Here is a 14,101-nt window from a genome sequence, read left to right on the forward strand (position 1 = left end):
TGTTCGGACATTGTGCCTCATGGAATCACCCTGCATCCTCGTCTGCTCGATCGACATGGCCACAGGCTATTGCTTCGGCTGCGGCCGCACGCGCGAGGAGATCGGCGCCTGGACGCTCTATACGTCGGAAGAGCGCCGCTCCATCATGGCCGCCCTTCCCGCCCGGCTGGAAACCGTGGAGCGCAAGCCCCGCCGCGAAACCCGGCGCACGCGTATGGCGAAGGAGCGCATAGGCAGCGAATGAACAGGCTCACCATCCTCCTCGCCATTCTCGCCATCGGCCTCGTCGTCCTCATCCTCAATCACGATAGCGGCCGCAGTTTCGGCATCATGAACGATGATTTCGGCCGCCTCGTCACGCTCGGCGCCATTGCCGCGATGATCGGTACCGGTGTGGTGCAGAGCCGGCGGCATCTGGGACAGAGCCTACGCCAGTTCGGCATCTGGCTACTGATCGTGCTGTTTCTCGTTTCGGCCTATCTCTACCGCACCGAACTGGAGGCTTTCGGCAACAGGCTGGCCGCCGGCCTCATTCCCGGCCGGGCAACAGTCATCACCGATGCGGAGGGCCACAGCGAGGTCGTTCTCCACAAGGGCATGAGCGGCCATTTCGAAACGTCGGTTGCGGTAAACGGCACAAGCGTCGGCATGCTGCTCGATACCGGCGCGAGCCGGGTGGTCCTGTCCTGGGAGGATGCCGAAACGCTTGGCCTCGATCCGCAGAATCTTGCCTTTACCCAGGTCGTGCTGACGGCCAACGGCGAGGCCCGCGCCGCCCCCGTCACCCTTGCCGAAGTCGCCATCGGCCCGATCGTCCGCACCGATGTCCGCGCCATGGTCACCGAACAGGGCAAGCTCGACCAGAGCCTGCTCGGCATGAGTTTCCTATCGACACTCGGTTTCCTGCAGATGCAGACCGATGAATTGCGGTTGAGGGACTGATCGCCCGGCTCGGCATCCAGGGCCTCCATTCAGCCTGAAAGAGAACCATATGCACGTCCGCCAAGCGCGACTGCATGAAACTTATTTCTTCCATTTCCAAAGCTTATATCCATTCCTTAAAGCATCCGTTGAACCCGCCTACTGAATGCCGGGCGGGATTAGCCAGCCGTACGCTTGACAGGAAACAAAAATAGGTAGATCGGTCTACCTATGTGAGGAGCGCATGTCATGGAAAAGATTCCCGCCAGGGAGCGCCTGCTGAAGGCCGCCGCTGAATTGTTTTATGCGGAAGGGGTCGGTGCCACCGGGATTGACACGATCACCGCGCGCGCCGGCGTCGCGAAGATGAGCCTCTACAATAATTTTTCGTCGAAGGCCGAACTCGTTGATGCCTATCTCAAGACCCGCGTCTCGGAATGGCAGGCGGTTCTGGCCGGAAGACTGGAAGGCGCGAAAACGCCTCTGGAGCGCGTGCTCGCCGTCTTCGATTCCTATGTCGATTATACGAACCTCGCCGGCGAAAAGGGATTTCGCGGCTGCGGCCTGCTTAATGCGGCGGCCGAGCTTCCGGTCGGCGATCCCGGTCGGGCAACCGTCGCCTTCCAGAAGGACGAGGTCGAGCGGCTGTTCAGGCTTTATCTCGGCGAGATCAGGCCGGACGACGACGCCCTTGTGGAGGAAACCGCCCAGCACCTGTCCTTCCTGCTCGAAGGCGCGATGGCGCGTGCCGGGCTTGATGGCCACGACACCAGCCTCAAGACAGCGCGCAAGATCGCCCTTTCCATGCTGGAGCAATTCCCGGATGCCGCCGCGCCGTAGGTCGCGCCCTGGCGTTCAGACGTTTTTACACCCGTCACCACCCAAACCGGAAATCCCATGAAATGACCGACGCCACCGCCGCATCTCCGCGCCACAGAGCTACCCTCTCGGCGGTCGCCATCCTCGTCCTTCTGGAGGCGGCACTGATCGTCTCCTGGAGCGCCGGCTTCGTCGGCATCCGGTTCGCGATCGATCACGCGCCGATCTTCCTGATCCTTCTGTGGCGCAGCCTCATTTCCGGCCTCTTTCTCCTGCCCTTCGCCCTCACCCTTGGCCCCAAGCTGCGCCTGAAACAGGTGCTTGCCCATATGTTGTTCGGTGTGCTGGCGATGGCCGGTTATCTGACGGGCTTTGCGCTGGCTATTGCCCATGGCGTTCCCACCGGCCTGGTGGCGCTGATCACCGACATGCTGCCCCTGGCGGTCGCCTTCCTGTCATGGCCGGTGCTCGGCCAGGCGCTGACGCCGCGCCAATGGCTCGGTTCCTTCATCGGACTTGCCGGCGTGCTGATTGCCTCGGGATGGTCGCTGGACATGGGCGATGTGCCGCTCTGGGCCTATGGCCTGCCGGTCCTTGGAACGCTGTCGCTCGCCATGGCGACGCTGCTGCAAAAGCGCAGCCCGAGCGTCTCCATGCCGGTCTACCAGAGCCTCTGCATCCAGTGCCTCTCGGCCTCCGCGATCTTCGCTCTCCTGGCCTGGCACGAAGGCAGCGTGCTGCCCGTCCTCGAGCCGGGCTTTATCGGCGGCATCCTCTGGCTCGTCTTCGTCGCCACCTTCGGCGCTTGGAGCCTCTATTACATCGCGCTGCGCAAATCCTCGCCGGCCCGCGTCACCGCCATCCTCTATCTCAGCCCACCGGTCACGATGGTCTGGGCCTGGATCATGTTCGACGAGCCCCTGTCCCTCGCCATGGCGGTCGGCCTCATCGTCTCGCTGGCCGGCATCGTCATGGTGGCGAAAGCGGGCAAGCCCGACTAACCTTCCTTTCGTCAGACGGCTCCTGCCCTCAGTTCCTCAACCGATAGCCCGTCTTGAAGATCCAGGTCAGCAGCCCCATCAGCGCCGCCAGGAAGCCGATGATGATGGCAAGGCTGACGACCGGGTTGACGTCGGCGATTTCGAAGAAGCTCCAGCGGAAGCCGCTGATCAGGTAGAGGACGGGATTGAAATGGCTGACCGCCTGCCAGAAGGGCGGCAGCATGCTGATCGAATAAAAGCTGCCGCCGAGAAAGACCAGCGGGGGGATCACCAGCATCGGAATGAGGTTCAACTGTTCGAAATCCTTGGCCCAGATGCCGATGATGAAGCCGAACAGGCTGAAGGTTACCGCCGTCAGGACGAAGAACAGGAGCATCACGAAGGGATGGGCGATCGACAGGTCGACGAACAGCGATGCTGTCGCCAGGATGATCAGGCCGATCATCATGCCCTTCGTCGCCGCCGCCCCGACATAGCCGAGGACGATTTCGATCATCGAGATCGGCGAAGAGAGAAGCTCATAGATCGTTCCGGTGAATTTCGGGAAATAGATGCCGAAGGACCCGTTGCCGACGCACTGCGTCAGAAGCGTCAGCATGATCAGCCCCGGTGTGATGAAGGCACCGTAGGACACCCCGTCGATAAGCTGGATGCGCGAACCGATGGCGGCGCCGAAAACGATGAAATAGAGCGAGGTCGAGATGACAGGCGAGACGACGCTCTGCAGCAGGGTGCGCCGCGTCCGCGCCATCTCGAAAAGATAGATCGATTTGACCGCTTCGAAATTCATGCCCGTGTCCCCACCAGTTCGACGAAAATATCCTCGAGCGAACTCTGGCGCGTCGAGAGGTCCTTGAGCCTGATGCCGGCAGCGGCAAGCGCCGACAGAAGCGCGGTGATGCCGGTGCGTTCGCCGGCGGCGTCATAGTCGTAGATCAGCCGATGGCCCTCGTCCTCGATGGTCAGGGCATAGCTCGAAAGCGCCTCCGGCAGCACCGTCACCGGTTCGGCGAGATCGACGCGCAGCTGCTTGCGGCCGAGCTTCTTCATCAGTTCGGCCTTCCTCTCGATCAGGAGGATTTCGCCGTGATTGATGACGCCGACCCGGTCGGCGATCTCCTCGGCCTCCTCGATATAATGCGTCGTCAGGATGATCGTCACGCCGGTCTCGCGCAGGCGCTCCACCACCTGCCACATATCCTTGCGCAGATTGACGTCGACGCCCGCCGTCGGCTCGTCAAGGAAGAGCACGCGCGGCTCGTGGCTGAGCGCCTTGGCGATCAGCACCCGGCGCTTCATGCCACCGGAAAGCTCGCGCAGCATGCTGTCCTTCTTGTCGTAGAGCGAAAGGTCCTTCAGCACCTTCTCGATATGGGTCGGATCCGGCTTCTTGCCGTGCAGGCCGCGCGAGAAGGAAACCGTGTTCCACACCGTCTCGAACTGGTCGGTCGTCAGTTCCTGCGGCACCAGGCCGATCATCGCGCGGGTGGCGCGAAACTCCTTGACGACATCATGGCCGCCAACCAGCACGGTTCCGCCGCTCGGATTGACGATGCCGCAGATGATCGAGATCAGCGTCGTCTTGCCGGCGCCGTTCGGCCCCAGCAGCGCGAGGATCTCGCCCTCTTCGATATCGAGACTGACATTCTTCAGGGCCTGGAAGCCGGACGCATAGGTCTTGACCAGATTGGAAACGGAAACGATGGGAGCCATGGATGATGTTCCGGGAGACGGGTGGGGCAAGGAGATGCTCCTATATGGGGTGCCTTTCAGAAAATATCAGCCCGAAAAATCATCAAACCCGAAAAACTGTTCACAATGCGCGGCTGACCTCTTCCCGCCACGCGCATCAGGCCGCCGCTGTCATCAAACCGTGACCCTTGGCAGGCATGGTCACCCCGTCGCACCACACCGCGACGGATTTGCGAGAACCTTCCGGCAGTCCCACCTTCGGCGAGGTTCATTTTAGGCCGGCTCCCCGCCGGCCATTTTTTTTGCCCGCAGACCAATGAGCCGGTCAGTCGCAGTGCCGGTAGCCGGATTTGCGGCTTCTGAGATCGAAGTGGAAATGGTCCTTGTGGTGCCGGTCGCTGCCGGGCCCGAGAACGGTGCTGAAATATTTGCAGCTGTCAGTGCGCACCGCCTTGAGCAGGCCTTTTTCGCGGAAGGCAAAGAAGCCCGGCTTGCGCACGTCGATCTCCTTGCCGGAATTCAGCACGAACTTGCCGACATCGATGGCATTGCCGCGCGCATGTTCCGACATCGGATTGCCGCGACCTGAATTCATCGTCCGGCATGAATAGCCGCCGAGCGGCTTGATCGTCTTGATGCCGGAAAGATAGCGGTAGCGCGCCGAGGGGGCGAGTTCGCTCTTCACCCATTTGGCAAAGGCTTCCGTCACCTGGCAGTTGAGCTTGACGGCCGGCTTGACGTCGATGCCGCCGGAAAGCCCGGTCAGCTCGATCGGATAATCGATGCCGCAGGATTTCCCCTTGGAAATGCGGGCGACATCGGTGAATTCGACGCGCAGCTTCTTCAGCCGCTGCCGACAGGCAATTTCGGCTGCCGGCATGCGGCCGGTAAAATCCGGCTCGGAGTCGGGCCCGGACAAAGGATTGCCGGCGCGCGGCAGAAAGGCCACCTGCCGCTCCTCCCGAACCTCGCGCTTGCGCAGCGTCGCCCGCTGCTCCTGCTCCAGAAACGCGGCCCTGCGCGCCTCCTCGGCCGCTTGTCGTTCCGGCGTCAGCATCGGCAGGTCGGCATCGCCACCCGCATCCGGCGCCACCATCGCCTGTTGCTGTCCGCCGAGCTGGCGGACATCGTCGCTGCCGATGCCGCCGACCACCGGCTGGCTGGCATTGCCCTCGGCGATCTCGCGGCTCTGTTCCTCGGCCAGTCCCACCACGGAGCCCGAGGCCGGCGCGACACCCAGCATCGCATCCATGTTGACGCCCTGCGGCGGCACCACCAGCGGCTGGGAACCAGCATTCGCCACAGCAACCTGCACGCCAGCCGCCGCACTGTCGATCATCGGCAACCGCTGCCCGGAGGCCATATCGCCCGTCTCCACAGGCATCGCGTTTTCGGGTGCATCGGTGAAATCACCCATCGGCGTCTCGACAGCCGGATAGGCCGCCTGCCGCACCGGCTGCACGGAACTGACCCGCATGGAGGTATCGATCCGCGCCGGCGGGCTCAGCACGTCGGTCGAACAGGCTGCAAGCAACAGAGAGATGGAAAGAGAAAGGGTGAGCGCCCGCGCCGACCGGTGGAAAGGGGAAACATACGCCATACTGATCGCCGCCCTTGGCAACGCCGCCGTCAAGATCGACAACAGCCGCCGCGCACTGGATGCGCCGCAACGCATCGTCCAAAATCGCCCGCCCAGCCGCAACCTGCTTCCCGCCCGTGTCGGAAAAGCGGTCGCCGGACCGCAATGGGTCGAACAGCCTGGATTTTAGGTGAATAGGGTAAACGAAGCCTTTCCGCCCTCTCCCCGTAAACGCATGTCCTACCGCATGTCGAGCAGCAGGGCGCGGTGGTCGGAGACCTCCGGCTCGGCGACGACATCGAAGCGCACCACCTCCACCTGCGGCGTCACCAGCATGTAATCGGCAAAGCGGCTGGGCTTTTCGTAATAGGAGGTACGCGTATCGGCATGACCGCGCCCGGTCACCAGGTCGGCAAGCCCGAGCCGGCCAAGAGCCGGAAACATCCGGCTGTCCGGCAGCACGTTGAAATCGCCGCAGACCACCAGCCGCTCGCCGGGCGCCCATATGCGCCCGATCAGGTCCGTGAGCGCCCCAGTCTGAGCGTCCCGCGCCGGCGTGTCTCCCTTGCCCTCCGGATCGCGAAGCCCGTGCATCTGCGCCACCGTCACCGCAAACCCGTGGTCGTGGCTGAACAGCCGCAGGCAATGCGCATTGCGGGCGCGCGGATGCGGTCCCCAGCCATCGGTTGAAAACGTGCCATGGACGAAGTCCTGCGCCTGGCCGATGACGGCAAGCGATTTGCGCACGAAAGTCGCCAGCCCAAAATCCGCAGGCACCGCCTCCTCGCCGTCGAACAGCGTGCCGCGCGCCGTCGGTGCGAAGAACCCGTCATGACCGGGTAAGGCCGCGCGGATTTCCTCGAAAAGATGGGCCCGCTGCGGCAGCACCATGTTCTGGTCGCGGTAGTCCAGCCAGTCGGTGCGGGCGGCGGGCGCCCGCACCACCTCCTGCAGGCATAAGACATCGGCATCCACCCCGGCCAGATAGGCGATCAGCGGCGCATGCAACCGACCGCCCCAGGCATTCAACGAGACGATGCGCAGCACCCTGTCCTCCGCTCCAGCCGCAGCCACCTGCAACCGCCCGCTTCGGGCGGCGCGCCGGCTCCCCCGGCCACCTTATTTTACCGGCAGCTACCGGCGCCCGTCACCCGGAAGCCTTCGGCTTTCGCCGAGCAGGCATTGGCGAAAGTCCGTTCCCGACGGCCCTGGCGAGCGCAGACCGGATCATATTCCATCGTGCACATCTGTGGCCGCCGATCCGGGTCGCGGTCCGGGCGCATGCCGGTGTCGTCGGGCCGGCTGTCGGAGCGACGGCATTCGCCGCGACCGATCACCTGGAAGCCATCGGCCCGCGCCGTGCAGGCATTGGCAAACGTCTGCTCGCGGCGGCCCTTGCGGGCACAAACCGGATCATATTCGCGGGTGCAGACTTGCGGCCGGTCCCGGTCGGGTTCGGGCCGTTCGCGCCGGCATTCGCCGCGGCCGACGATGCGGTAGCCGTCCGCCCGCGCCTGGCAGGCATTTGAAAACGTCTGCCTGTCGCCGCCGCGCTGGCCGCAGACCGGATCATATTCCATCGTACACATCTGCGGGGAGGACGGCCTGGGGCGCGGCGGTCTCGGCCCGCTTTCCTCCACTACGGTGCACGCGCTCAGCAGGCCAAGGGAAAGGGCCACCAGCGCCCCCATGCGGATCACACCACGTCGAAACGACATCATTCAGCTTCCCTGGCTTCGGCGCTCGCCTCTTGCGGCGCATCCGGTTTCCATCGGCGGTATTCTCCCTGCAAATCCGCCCCGGTCAAGGCGGCGCGCGCATATCCCGCCCGCTGCCCCCGGAAAAAGCCGTGACACCGTTTCGCCGCGCCCACGAAAAAGCCCGCGTCCTTGTCAGACGCGGGCAATCGGCATTTCCGTCTTTTTGGATGCTCAGGCGGCGCGGCCATAGGCGGGCGGGCGGCCTTCCTCGGAAAGCTGGAAGGTCTGCAGCAGGTTTTTCAACTCGCGGCTTTCCTGCGCCAGCGTCTGGCTGGCCGCCGTCGTCTCCTCGACCATGGCCGCGTTCTGCTGCGTCATCTGGTCCATGCTGTTGACGGCGGTGTTGACCTCGGCAAGACCGGTCGCCTGCTCGCGGGCAGCGGTGGCGATCGAGGCGACATGCTCGTTCACCTGGTTGACCAGCCCCTCGATGGCTTTCAGCGCATCGCCGGTGGAGCGTACCAGCGTCACGCCGGCTTCCACCTCGACCGCCGAATTGCGGATCAGTTCCTTGATTTCCTTGGCGGCACCGGCCGAACGCTGCGCCAGTTCGCGCACTTCCTGCGCCACGACGGCAAAGCCGCGGCCCGCCTCGCCTGCCCGCGCCGCCTCAACGCCGGCATTGAGCGCAAGCAGGTTGGTCTGGAAGGCGATCTCGTCGATCACCCCGATGATCTGGCTGATGCGGCTGGACGACCCTTCGATCCGGCTCATCGCCGCGATCGCATTGCTGACGATCTCGCCCGACTTGCCGGCGCTCGCCTTGGTCTCGTTGACCATTTCGCGCGCCTCGGCCGCCCGCTCGGAAGCACTCCGGACGGTCGAGGTGATCTCGTCGAGCGCCGCTGCCGTCTCTTCGAGAGCCGCCGCCTGCTGTTCGGTGCGGCGCGACAGGTTGTTGGCCGCCTGGGAAATATCGCCGGCGCTGCCATAGACCACTTCGGTCGATTGGGCGATCGAGTGGATGACGCCGCGAAGGGCAGTGACGGCGGTGTTGAAATCATCGCGCAGCTTGGAATATTGCGGGGAAATCCCGGTAATCTCCACCGTCAGGTCGCCGCTTGCCAGCTTTTCCAGCGCATCGCCGACCGTCGCCATGGCATCGGCCTGCATCCGCGCATCCGTTTGCTGGCGATGTTCGTTGTTGCGCCGCTCGTCGTCGAGGCGGTCCTGCTGCTCGGCCTCGCGTTCCCGAAGGCCGATCCGCTCCTTGACGGAATCGCGCAGCACCACCAGCACGCCGGCCATCTGGCCGATCTCGTCCTTGCGGTCCGTCTCCGGCACCTCGGCCGACACATCCTCGTCGGCGATCGCCTGCATCGAGGCTTTCAGCCGCTCGATCGGGCGGACGACACTGCGCACGATGGAGAAGGCGGCGAGAAGAATGAGCAGCGTCGCGGCGCCGCAGATCAGCGCCATTTCGATGAGGCCGCGATGGAACATGGCGGCCAGGTCGTCGGCATAGACGCCGGTCCCGACAATCCAGCCCCAGGGCGCAAAGCCCGCGACATGCGAATATTTCAGCACCGGTTTGTCGGCGCCGGGCTTGGGCCAATGATAATCGACGAAGCCCTTGCCCTCGGCCTTGACCTTGTCGACGAAGGCGACGAACAGGTGCTTGCCGTTGGGATCCTTGTTTTCCGTGAGATCGACGCCGTTCAGCTCGGGCTTGATCGGATGCATGACCATGACCGGATGCATGTCGTTGATCCAGAAATAGCCGTCGCCCTGGTAACGCATCGCCTGAACCGCCTCCATGGCGCGCGCCTGCGCTTCCTGGCGGCTCAGCGTGCCGGCCTGCTCCTGCTTGTAGTAGGTCTCGAACATCGAGACGGCGTTCTCGTTCATCGCTTCCAGCATGGCCTTGCGCTGGGCAACGAGCTTATCCTGCTCCTGGAACAGTCCAAGCGTCATCGCCCCGGCGATCGCCAGGAGCGCGAGCCCCACCAGGGCATAGAGACGCACGGAAATACGGAAATTCTTCATGACGAACGGGTCCTCCTCGATATCGAAAAAGAAAGTAACGTCGTCGAGTTTTCAAACTTACTAACAAAGCATCGTTAGAAATAAGAGTTTTATTTTTACCGGCCGTTAATGTTCAGCCCCGCTGCCGGAGTAGCTGGCCGCCATCTCGCATACGACAAGGGCTTCCGTTCGGGAAGGAACCGCTCTACACCGGAAACGCCCCACGAATGCACGGAGACAAGACGAAATGGCAAAACCGAATGGCGATCTGACCCTGCGCACGCTGGCCATGCCGGCCGATGCCAATGCCGCCGGCGATATTTTCGGCGGCTGGGTCATGGCGCAGATGGACCTGTCCTGCGGCATCCGGGCGGCCGAGCGTGCCCGCGGCCGCGTCGTTACCGCCGCCGTCAAGGAAATGGCCTTCGAACTGCCGGTCAAGATCGGCGATACGCTGTGCATCTATACCGATGTGGTCAAGGTCGGCCGCACCTCGATCACCCTCAAGGTCGAGGCCTGGGCGCAGCGCTATCTGTCCGACCGCATGGACAAGGTCACCGATGCTCTCTTCGTCATGGTGGCGCTGGACGAGACCGGCCACCCCAAGCCGGTGCCCGCGGAGGCCTGAACAATGGACCATACCGTCGATCCGCAGATCTTCTCCCATATCCGCGTCGTCATGGGCATGGTCATCGGCCTTTCGATGGCGCGGCTGCTGAGCGGCCTCGCCCTGTTCGTGCAGCATCCCGGCAAGACGAAAGTCTCCGGGCTCCATCTCGGCTGGGTCCTGTTCCTGTTTCTCTTCCTGGTCTATTTCTGGTGGTGGGAATATCGCCTGCATGCGCTGCCGGTCATCGATTTCAGCGTCTACCTGTTCGTCATTTCCTACTGCTGTATCTTCTTCTTTCTCTGCGTGCTGCTGTTCCCCACCACACTGGACGATTATGACGGCTATGAGGATTATTTCCTGTCGCGCCGGCGCTGGTTCTTCGGCTTCCTCGCCCTCGTCTATGCTGTCGATCTCGCGGATACAGCCTTGAAGGGCAGCGTCTATTTCTCGCATTTCGGCATCGAATATCCCTTGCGCAACGGCGCCTATATCCTGCTTTGCATCATCGCTGCGATCACCGCCAACAGGCGGTTTCACGCGACCTTCCTGATCGCTGGCCTCCTCTATCAGGTCGCCTGGATATTCCGCGCCTTTGACTTTCTCGACTAAGCGCCCGTCAGAGCGCCCGCAGATAGATCGACGAGCGGTCGAAGCCGATACCGGGGAAGACGGTATTGCTGAGATTGCCGGGCGAAATGCCGAACTGACGATAAAGCATCGCCGCCGCCAGTTCGCGCACGTCGCCGGTCGGCATCAGGTCGCGGCCGTTGAGAAGCTGGCTCTCGGCAAGCCCCGGCCATTGTCCGATGACCTTGCCGCCATTGATGTCGCCGCCGGCAATCAGCGCCATGCCCCCGGTGCCGTGGTCGGTGCCGCCGGAACCATTTTCGCGCGCCGTGCGGCCGAATTCCGTCATGGCGAGAATTACCGTCTCGCGCCAGACGGCCGATGACAGCGTCTTGCGGATGGTCAGGATCGCGGTTGCAAGGTCGGATGCCGGTGCCTTGAAGGCGCGTCTCTGGCCGGCATGGGTATCCCAGCCGGTGATGGAAAAACTGGCGATCCGGTAGTCCTGCATCAGCATGCCGGCAGCGAGCCGCGCCACGTCCTCGGCCCCTGCGCCCCGCTTCTCATCGCCATAGAGCGCGTCGGCGGAAAGATCGGTCATCGTCGCCTCGGCCATCGCCCGGGCAAAGGGCGGATCGTTGCGATAGAGCCGGTCGAAGAACCGCATCTCGTCCGCCTTCATCGTCAGGTCGGCGCGCGGCGACCAGACATCGACTTCGTTGGCCCCGCCAAGCAGCAGTTCGGCGGATGAATTGATATCGATCGCCCGCCTTGAGCCGGCGGAGGGTATGGCCGACAGCGCCCGGTTCAGCCAGCCTGTCTTTTCCTGCCCGACGTCCGTACCGCCGCTTTCCAGCATGTCCTGGCCGTCGAAATGGCTGCGCGCATCGCGATAGGGCGTCGAGACCGACTGCACGAAGGCAAGTTCGCCGCGCCGCCACAGCGGCAGCAGGCTGCCGGCCTCGGCATTCAGTCCGTAGAAACCGTCGAGATCGATCATCTCCTTACCGGGTGCAGCCGCAAGGTTCGGCCGAAGCAGCCGAAAGGCCGGGTCGCCATAGGGCTGGACGAGATGCAGCCCATCCATTGCGCCGCGAAGAATGATGGTGATCAGGCGCTTGTCGCCCGGCACTGCGGCCAGCGTCATTTTTGTCATCAGCGGCGCTGCGGCAAGGCAGCAGGCGGAGGTGAGGAAGCCGCGCCGGCTCAGAGCCATCTTGTCGCTCATATCCATCTGCGGCCTACCTTCTGTTGAACTCGGGCGACGCCAGAACCAGAGCCAGCCCCAATTGTCTGTTCGGCGCCTTCGAGACGATGTCGATCGTATCCTGGCGTGCCGCATCGCCCAGTGTTTCCCGCAGGAACCGCCGCGGATCATGCTCGTCGCCCAGCTTCGCCACGGCAAGCCGCGCCCAGGCGATCCGGCCCGTCAGCGGCCCGCCGGCGATCCAGGTGGAAAAACTGTCGTCGAACCCCGCCGGGCTCGGCGGCCGCCACAGCGGCTGGCCCAGTCTCGCGGCGCCCAGCACCGTCAACGGATTGAGCCGCAACTTGCGGATGGCGGCATCGGGCATATCGACCGCCGGCAGCGGCGCTTCCGTCATCGCCCCGCGCGTGTCCTTGGCGGCGGCAGGCATGGCCATCGCCGTCTTCAGGGGCGCCAATCCGCGGTCCTGCAGATCGTCTTTCTCGGCCGAAAGCGCCCGCAGGCCGGAAATGATGAAGTCGAAAGGCGGCTTGGCCTTCTGCCCTTCGTTCTCCCAGCTTTGCCTGTGGCGCAGCATCGCGCCATAGACCGCCGCCAGTTCCCCGTCATGGCGTTTCCAGGCGGTTTCCATCGCCGCGACCACATCGGCCGGTGGCCTGTCGGAGAGGAAATGGCGGGCGATCTTGGTGCAGATATGCGCGCGCGTCTGCGGCGCGGCGGCCAGATCCTCGATCATCGCCAGGATATCGCCCTGCCCGCGCCGCGCGCCGCCATAGGATTTTCCCAGCACGCTCCACGCGCCGGTCTCCGCCATGCCGAGACTGTAGCGGGGGCGGTAGGTCTTGCGGTCGACGGTCATGCCGGTCAGCACGAAGGCGGCGTTGCGCACATCCTCCTGGCTATAGCCGCCGCCGGCGCCGAGCGTGTGCAGTTCCAGGAGTTCGCGGCCGAGATTCTCGTTCAGGCCGGCCTGTCGCTTCAGGCCCGCAGACGATGTCGGGCCGAAGGATTTAACCTGGTCGAGATAGATCAGCATGGCTGGATGCAGGACCGCCGCCTTGACCAGATCAGCGAACCGCCCGGCCATGTTCGGACGGATGGCCTCCGCCTCATAGAGGGGCACCAGCAGCCGGGTAAAACCCTCTTTCAGTGTATGGACGCTGAAGTGATCGAACCAGAAGCCCGCCAGCCGCTCGTTGAAACCGTGGGGCGACAGGACGCCCTGCATGAAGCGCGCATGCTCGTCCTTGAACAGCAGATTGTTCAGGCCGGCGCGGAACCGCAGGCGGTGGGCGCGCTTGCTCACCGGATCGCGGTTTTTCTCCGCCAGCCGCAATCCTGCAAAGGCCTGCGCCGCATCGGCCAGCCTTTCGCGCGCCGCCGCCGGCCCGCCATCGGGAAAGGCCAGCGCCTCGCGCCGTCCGGCCTCCAGTTGCGCCAGCAGGTCCTCGACGCTGCCGGGCGGCGTCTCGCCCGGGCGAAAACCCGTGCCGAACCGCAAGCTCGCGATTGTCGAAAATGCCAGCGTCATCAGCAATGCCCCATATCGTCACGCCTTGCTACGCCGGGCTTGTGGCAATTCTGCGGACGGCCGGCGCAAAAGTCAAAATCCGGAGCGGCTTGCTTTAACCCCGGAACACGAAGGCGGCACCGGCGGCGATCAGGCAGAAGCCGACGACATGGTTGAAGGTCAGCGCCTCCTTCAGCCAGAACACCGAGAAGCCGGAAAACACGAGAAGGGTAATCACCTCCTGCATCGTCTTCAGCTGCGCCGCCGAATAGACCGTATGGCCGATCCGATTGGCGGGCACGGCCAGGCAATATTCGAAGAAGGCGATGCCCCAGCTGACGATGATCGCCATGAACAGCGGCGAGCCCGGATGCTTCAGATGGCCGTACCAGGCAAAGGTCATGAACACGTTCGACAGGACGAGCAGCAGGATCGGCCAGACGGCGGCCGGATTGAGCGCGAAGGGCATC

The 14,101-nt window shown here is 63.8% G+C and carries 17 protein-coding genes; 7 read left to right on the forward strand and 10 right to left on the reverse strand.

Annotated elements, in window-relative coordinates; all coding sequences use genetic code 11:
- Positions 1 to 19: 19 nt before the first annotated feature.
- From ASD31_RS01025 to ASD31_RS01040, 4 genes are all read left to right on the forward strand, one after another.
- Positions 20 to 244, forward strand: a complete 225-nt coding sequence (locus ASD31_RS01025) for a DUF1289 domain-containing protein (protein ID WP_056328248.1) — start codon at positions 20 to 22, stop codon at positions 242 to 244.
- Positions 241 to 942 carry a TIGR02281 family clan AA aspartic protease gene (locus tag ASD31_RS01030; protein ID WP_056328250.1) on the forward strand — a complete coding sequence of 234 codons (702 nt, stop codon included), beginning with the start codon at positions 241 to 243 and terminating at the stop codon, positions 940 to 942. Before ASD31_RS01025 ends, ASD31_RS01030 begins: the two co-directional genes overlap by 4 nt.
- Before the next feature lie 228 nt (positions 943 to 1,170).
- Positions 1,171 to 1,761 (forward strand): TetR/AcrR family transcriptional regulator, encoded by a 591-nt coding sequence (locus ASD31_RS01035; protein WP_056328252.1) that lies wholly within the window; start codon positions 1,171 to 1,173, stop codon positions 1,759 to 1,761.
- A 62-nt stretch (positions 1,762 to 1,823) separates the two neighbouring features.
- Positions 1,824 to 2,741 (forward strand): DMT family transporter, encoded by a 918-nt coding sequence (locus tag ASD31_RS01040; RefSeq protein WP_056328253.1) that lies wholly within the window; start codon positions 1,824 to 1,826, stop codon positions 2,739 to 2,741.
- 28 nt (positions 2,742 to 2,769) lie between these two features.
- Here the strand turns inward: ASD31_RS01040 and ASD31_RS01045 are convergent, their stop codons facing one another.
- From ASD31_RS01045 to ASD31_RS01055, 4 genes are read right to left on the reverse strand one after another with little or no spacing between them, the layout of a single operon-like run.
- The gene (locus tag ASD31_RS01045; RefSeq protein ID WP_056328255.1) at positions 2,770 to 3,531 is read right to left on the reverse strand and encodes an ABC transporter permease; all 762 of its coding nucleotides are present in this window, start codon (positions 3,529 to 3,531) and stop codon (positions 2,770 to 2,772) included.
- Entirely contained in the window at positions 3,528 to 4,454 is a 927-nt protein-coding gene (locus ASD31_RS01050; RefSeq protein ID WP_056328257.1) for an ABC transporter ATP-binding protein, read from the reverse strand. Before ASD31_RS01050 ends, ASD31_RS01045 begins: the two co-directional genes overlap by 4 nt.
- A 56-nt stretch (positions 4,455 to 4,510) precedes the next feature.
- Positions 4,511 to 4,705, reverse strand: coding sequence for a hypothetical protein (locus ASD31_RS25705; RefSeq protein WP_156392454.1), 195 nt, complete (start codon positions 4,703 to 4,705; stop codon positions 4,511 to 4,513).
- A gap of 53 nt (positions 4,706 to 4,758) precedes the next feature.
- Positions 4,759 to 5,910 carry an extensin family protein gene (locus ASD31_RS01055; protein WP_244483724.1) on the reverse strand — a complete coding sequence of 384 codons (1,152 nt, stop codon included), beginning with the start codon at positions 5,908 to 5,910 and terminating at the stop codon, positions 4,759 to 4,761.
- Here ASD31_RS01055 and ASD31_RS26575 point away from each other — a divergent pair.
- Complete coding sequence (locus ASD31_RS26575) at positions 5,909 to 6,202, forward strand: hypothetical protein (protein ID WP_244483725.1); 294 nt, start codon at positions 5,909 to 5,911, stop codon at positions 6,200 to 6,202. The two genes, ASD31_RS01055 and ASD31_RS26575, sit on opposite strands and share 2 nt — an antisense overlap.
- 50 nt (positions 6,203 to 6,252) lie before the next feature.
- Here ASD31_RS26575 and ASD31_RS01060 read toward each other — a convergent pair whose 3' ends face one another.
- The 3 genes from ASD31_RS01060 to ASD31_RS01075 form a co-directional block, all read right to left on the reverse strand.
- Positions 6,253 to 7,056, reverse strand: a complete 804-nt coding sequence (locus tag ASD31_RS01060) for an endonuclease/exonuclease/phosphatase family protein (protein ID WP_056329251.1) — start codon at positions 7,054 to 7,056, stop codon at positions 6,253 to 6,255.
- A gap of 80 nt (positions 7,057 to 7,136) precedes the next feature.
- Positions 7,137 to 7,733 carry a Kazal-type serine protease inhibitor domain-containing protein gene (locus tag ASD31_RS01065; protein ID WP_056328260.1) on the reverse strand — a complete coding sequence of 199 codons (597 nt, stop codon included), beginning with the start codon at positions 7,731 to 7,733 and terminating at the stop codon, positions 7,137 to 7,139.
- Positions 7,734 to 7,943: 210 nt separating this feature from the next.
- Positions 7,944 to 9,758 carry a methyl-accepting chemotaxis protein gene (locus tag ASD31_RS01075; protein ID WP_056328264.1) on the reverse strand — a complete coding sequence of 605 codons (1,815 nt, stop codon included), beginning with the start codon at positions 9,756 to 9,758 and terminating at the stop codon, positions 7,944 to 7,946.
- Between the two features lie 226 nt (positions 9,759 to 9,984).
- Here ASD31_RS01075 and ASD31_RS01080 point away from each other — a divergent pair, with 226 nt between their 5' ends.
- Both ASD31_RS01080 and ASD31_RS01085 read left to right on the forward strand, forming a co-directional pair.
- A complete protein-coding gene (locus ASD31_RS01080; RefSeq protein WP_056328265.1) occupies positions 9,985 to 10,365 on the forward strand; it encodes an acyl-CoA thioesterase in 381 nt (126 codons plus the stop codon).
- A gap of 3 nt (positions 10,366 to 10,368) precedes the next feature.
- A complete protein-coding gene (locus tag ASD31_RS01085; RefSeq protein ID WP_056328267.1) occupies positions 10,369 to 10,956 on the forward strand; it encodes a hypothetical protein in 588 nt (195 codons plus the stop codon).
- Between the two features lie 7 nt (positions 10,957 to 10,963).
- On the opposite strand, the gene ASD31_RS01090 is transcribed toward ASD31_RS01085, so the two are convergent.
- The 3 genes from ASD31_RS01090 to ASD31_RS01100 form a co-directional block, all read right to left on the reverse strand.
- Complete coding sequence (locus tag ASD31_RS01090) at positions 10,964 to 12,148, reverse strand: DUF1501 domain-containing protein (RefSeq protein WP_056328269.1); 1,185 nt, start codon at positions 12,146 to 12,148, stop codon at positions 10,964 to 10,966.
- Between the two features lie 7 nt (positions 12,149 to 12,155).
- Positions 12,156 to 13,652: a DUF1800 domain-containing protein gene (locus ASD31_RS01095; RefSeq protein WP_056329254.1), complete on the reverse strand. Its 1,497-nt coding sequence runs from the start codon at positions 13,650 to 13,652 to the stop codon at positions 12,156 to 12,158.
- Between the two features lie 94 nt (positions 13,653 to 13,746).
- Complete coding sequence (locus ASD31_RS01100) at positions 13,747 to 14,100, reverse strand: DMT family protein (protein WP_056328270.1); 354 nt, start codon at positions 14,098 to 14,100, stop codon at positions 13,747 to 13,749.
- Position 14,101: the final 1 nt, after the last annotated feature.

Origin of the sequence: Rhizobium sp. Root482 (genome assembly GCF_001426565.1) — a bacterium.
Taxonomy (GTDB): domain Bacteria; phylum Pseudomonadota; class Alphaproteobacteria; order Rhizobiales; family Rhizobiaceae; genus Pararhizobium.

Excerpts from the sequence above, each read along its gene's own strand:
- ASD31_RS01025 (WP_056328248.1), top strand. The coding sequence starts at position 20 with ATGGAATCACCCTGCATCCTCGTCTGCTCGATCGACATGGCCACAGGC.
- ASD31_RS01030 (WP_056328250.1), top strand. The coding sequence starts at position 241 with ATGAACAGGCTCACCATCCTCCTCGCCATTCTCGCCATCGGCCTCGTC.
- ASD31_RS01035 (WP_056328252.1), top strand. The coding sequence starts at position 1,171 with ATGGAAAAGATTCCCGCCAGGGAGCGCCTGCTGAAGGCCGCCGCTGAA.
- ASD31_RS01040 (WP_056328253.1), top strand. The coding sequence starts at position 1,824 with ATGACCGACGCCACCGCCGCATCTCCGCGCCACAGAGCTACCCTCTCG.
- ASD31_RS01045 (WP_056328255.1), bottom strand. The coding sequence starts at position 3,531 with ATGAATTTCGAAGCGGTCAAATCGATCTATCTTTTCGAGATGGCGCGG.
- ASD31_RS01050 (WP_056328257.1), bottom strand. The coding sequence starts at position 4,454 with ATGGCTCCCATCGTTTCCGTTTCCAATCTGGTCAAGACCTATGCGTCC.
- ASD31_RS25705 (WP_156392454.1), bottom strand. The coding sequence starts at position 4,705 with ATGAACCTCGCCGAAGGTGGGACTGCCGGAAGGTTCTCGCAAATCCGT.
- ASD31_RS26575 (WP_244483725.1), top strand. The coding sequence starts at position 5,909 with ATGGAGGTATCGATCCGCGCCGGCGGGCTCAGCACGTCGGTCGAACAG.
- ASD31_RS01055 (WP_244483724.1), bottom strand. The coding sequence starts at position 5,910 with ATGCGGGTCAGTTCCGTGCAGCCGGTGCGGCAGGCGGCCTATCCGGCT.
- ASD31_RS01065 (WP_056328260.1), bottom strand. The coding sequence starts at position 7,733 with ATGATGTCGTTTCGACGTGGTGTGATCCGCATGGGGGCGCTGGTGGCC.
- ASD31_RS01075 (WP_056328264.1), bottom strand. The coding sequence starts at position 9,758 with ATGAAGAATTTCCGTATTTCCGTGCGTCTCTATGCCCTGGTGGGGCTC.
- ASD31_RS01080 (WP_056328265.1), top strand. The coding sequence starts at position 9,985 with ATGGCAAAACCGAATGGCGATCTGACCCTGCGCACGCTGGCCATGCCG.
- ASD31_RS01085 (WP_056328267.1), top strand. The coding sequence starts at position 10,369 with ATGGACCATACCGTCGATCCGCAGATCTTCTCCCATATCCGCGTCGTC.
- ASD31_RS01090 (WP_056328269.1), bottom strand. The coding sequence starts at position 12,148 with ATGGATATGAGCGACAAGATGGCTCTGAGCCGGCGCGGCTTCCTCACC.
- ASD31_RS01095 (WP_056329254.1), bottom strand. The coding sequence starts at position 13,652 with ATGACGCTGGCATTTTCGACAATCGCGAGCTTGCGGTTCGGCACGGGT.
- ASD31_RS01100 (WP_056328270.1), bottom strand. The coding sequence starts at position 14,100 with ATGCCCTTCGCGCTCAATCCGGCCGCCGTCTGGCCGATCCTGCTGCTC.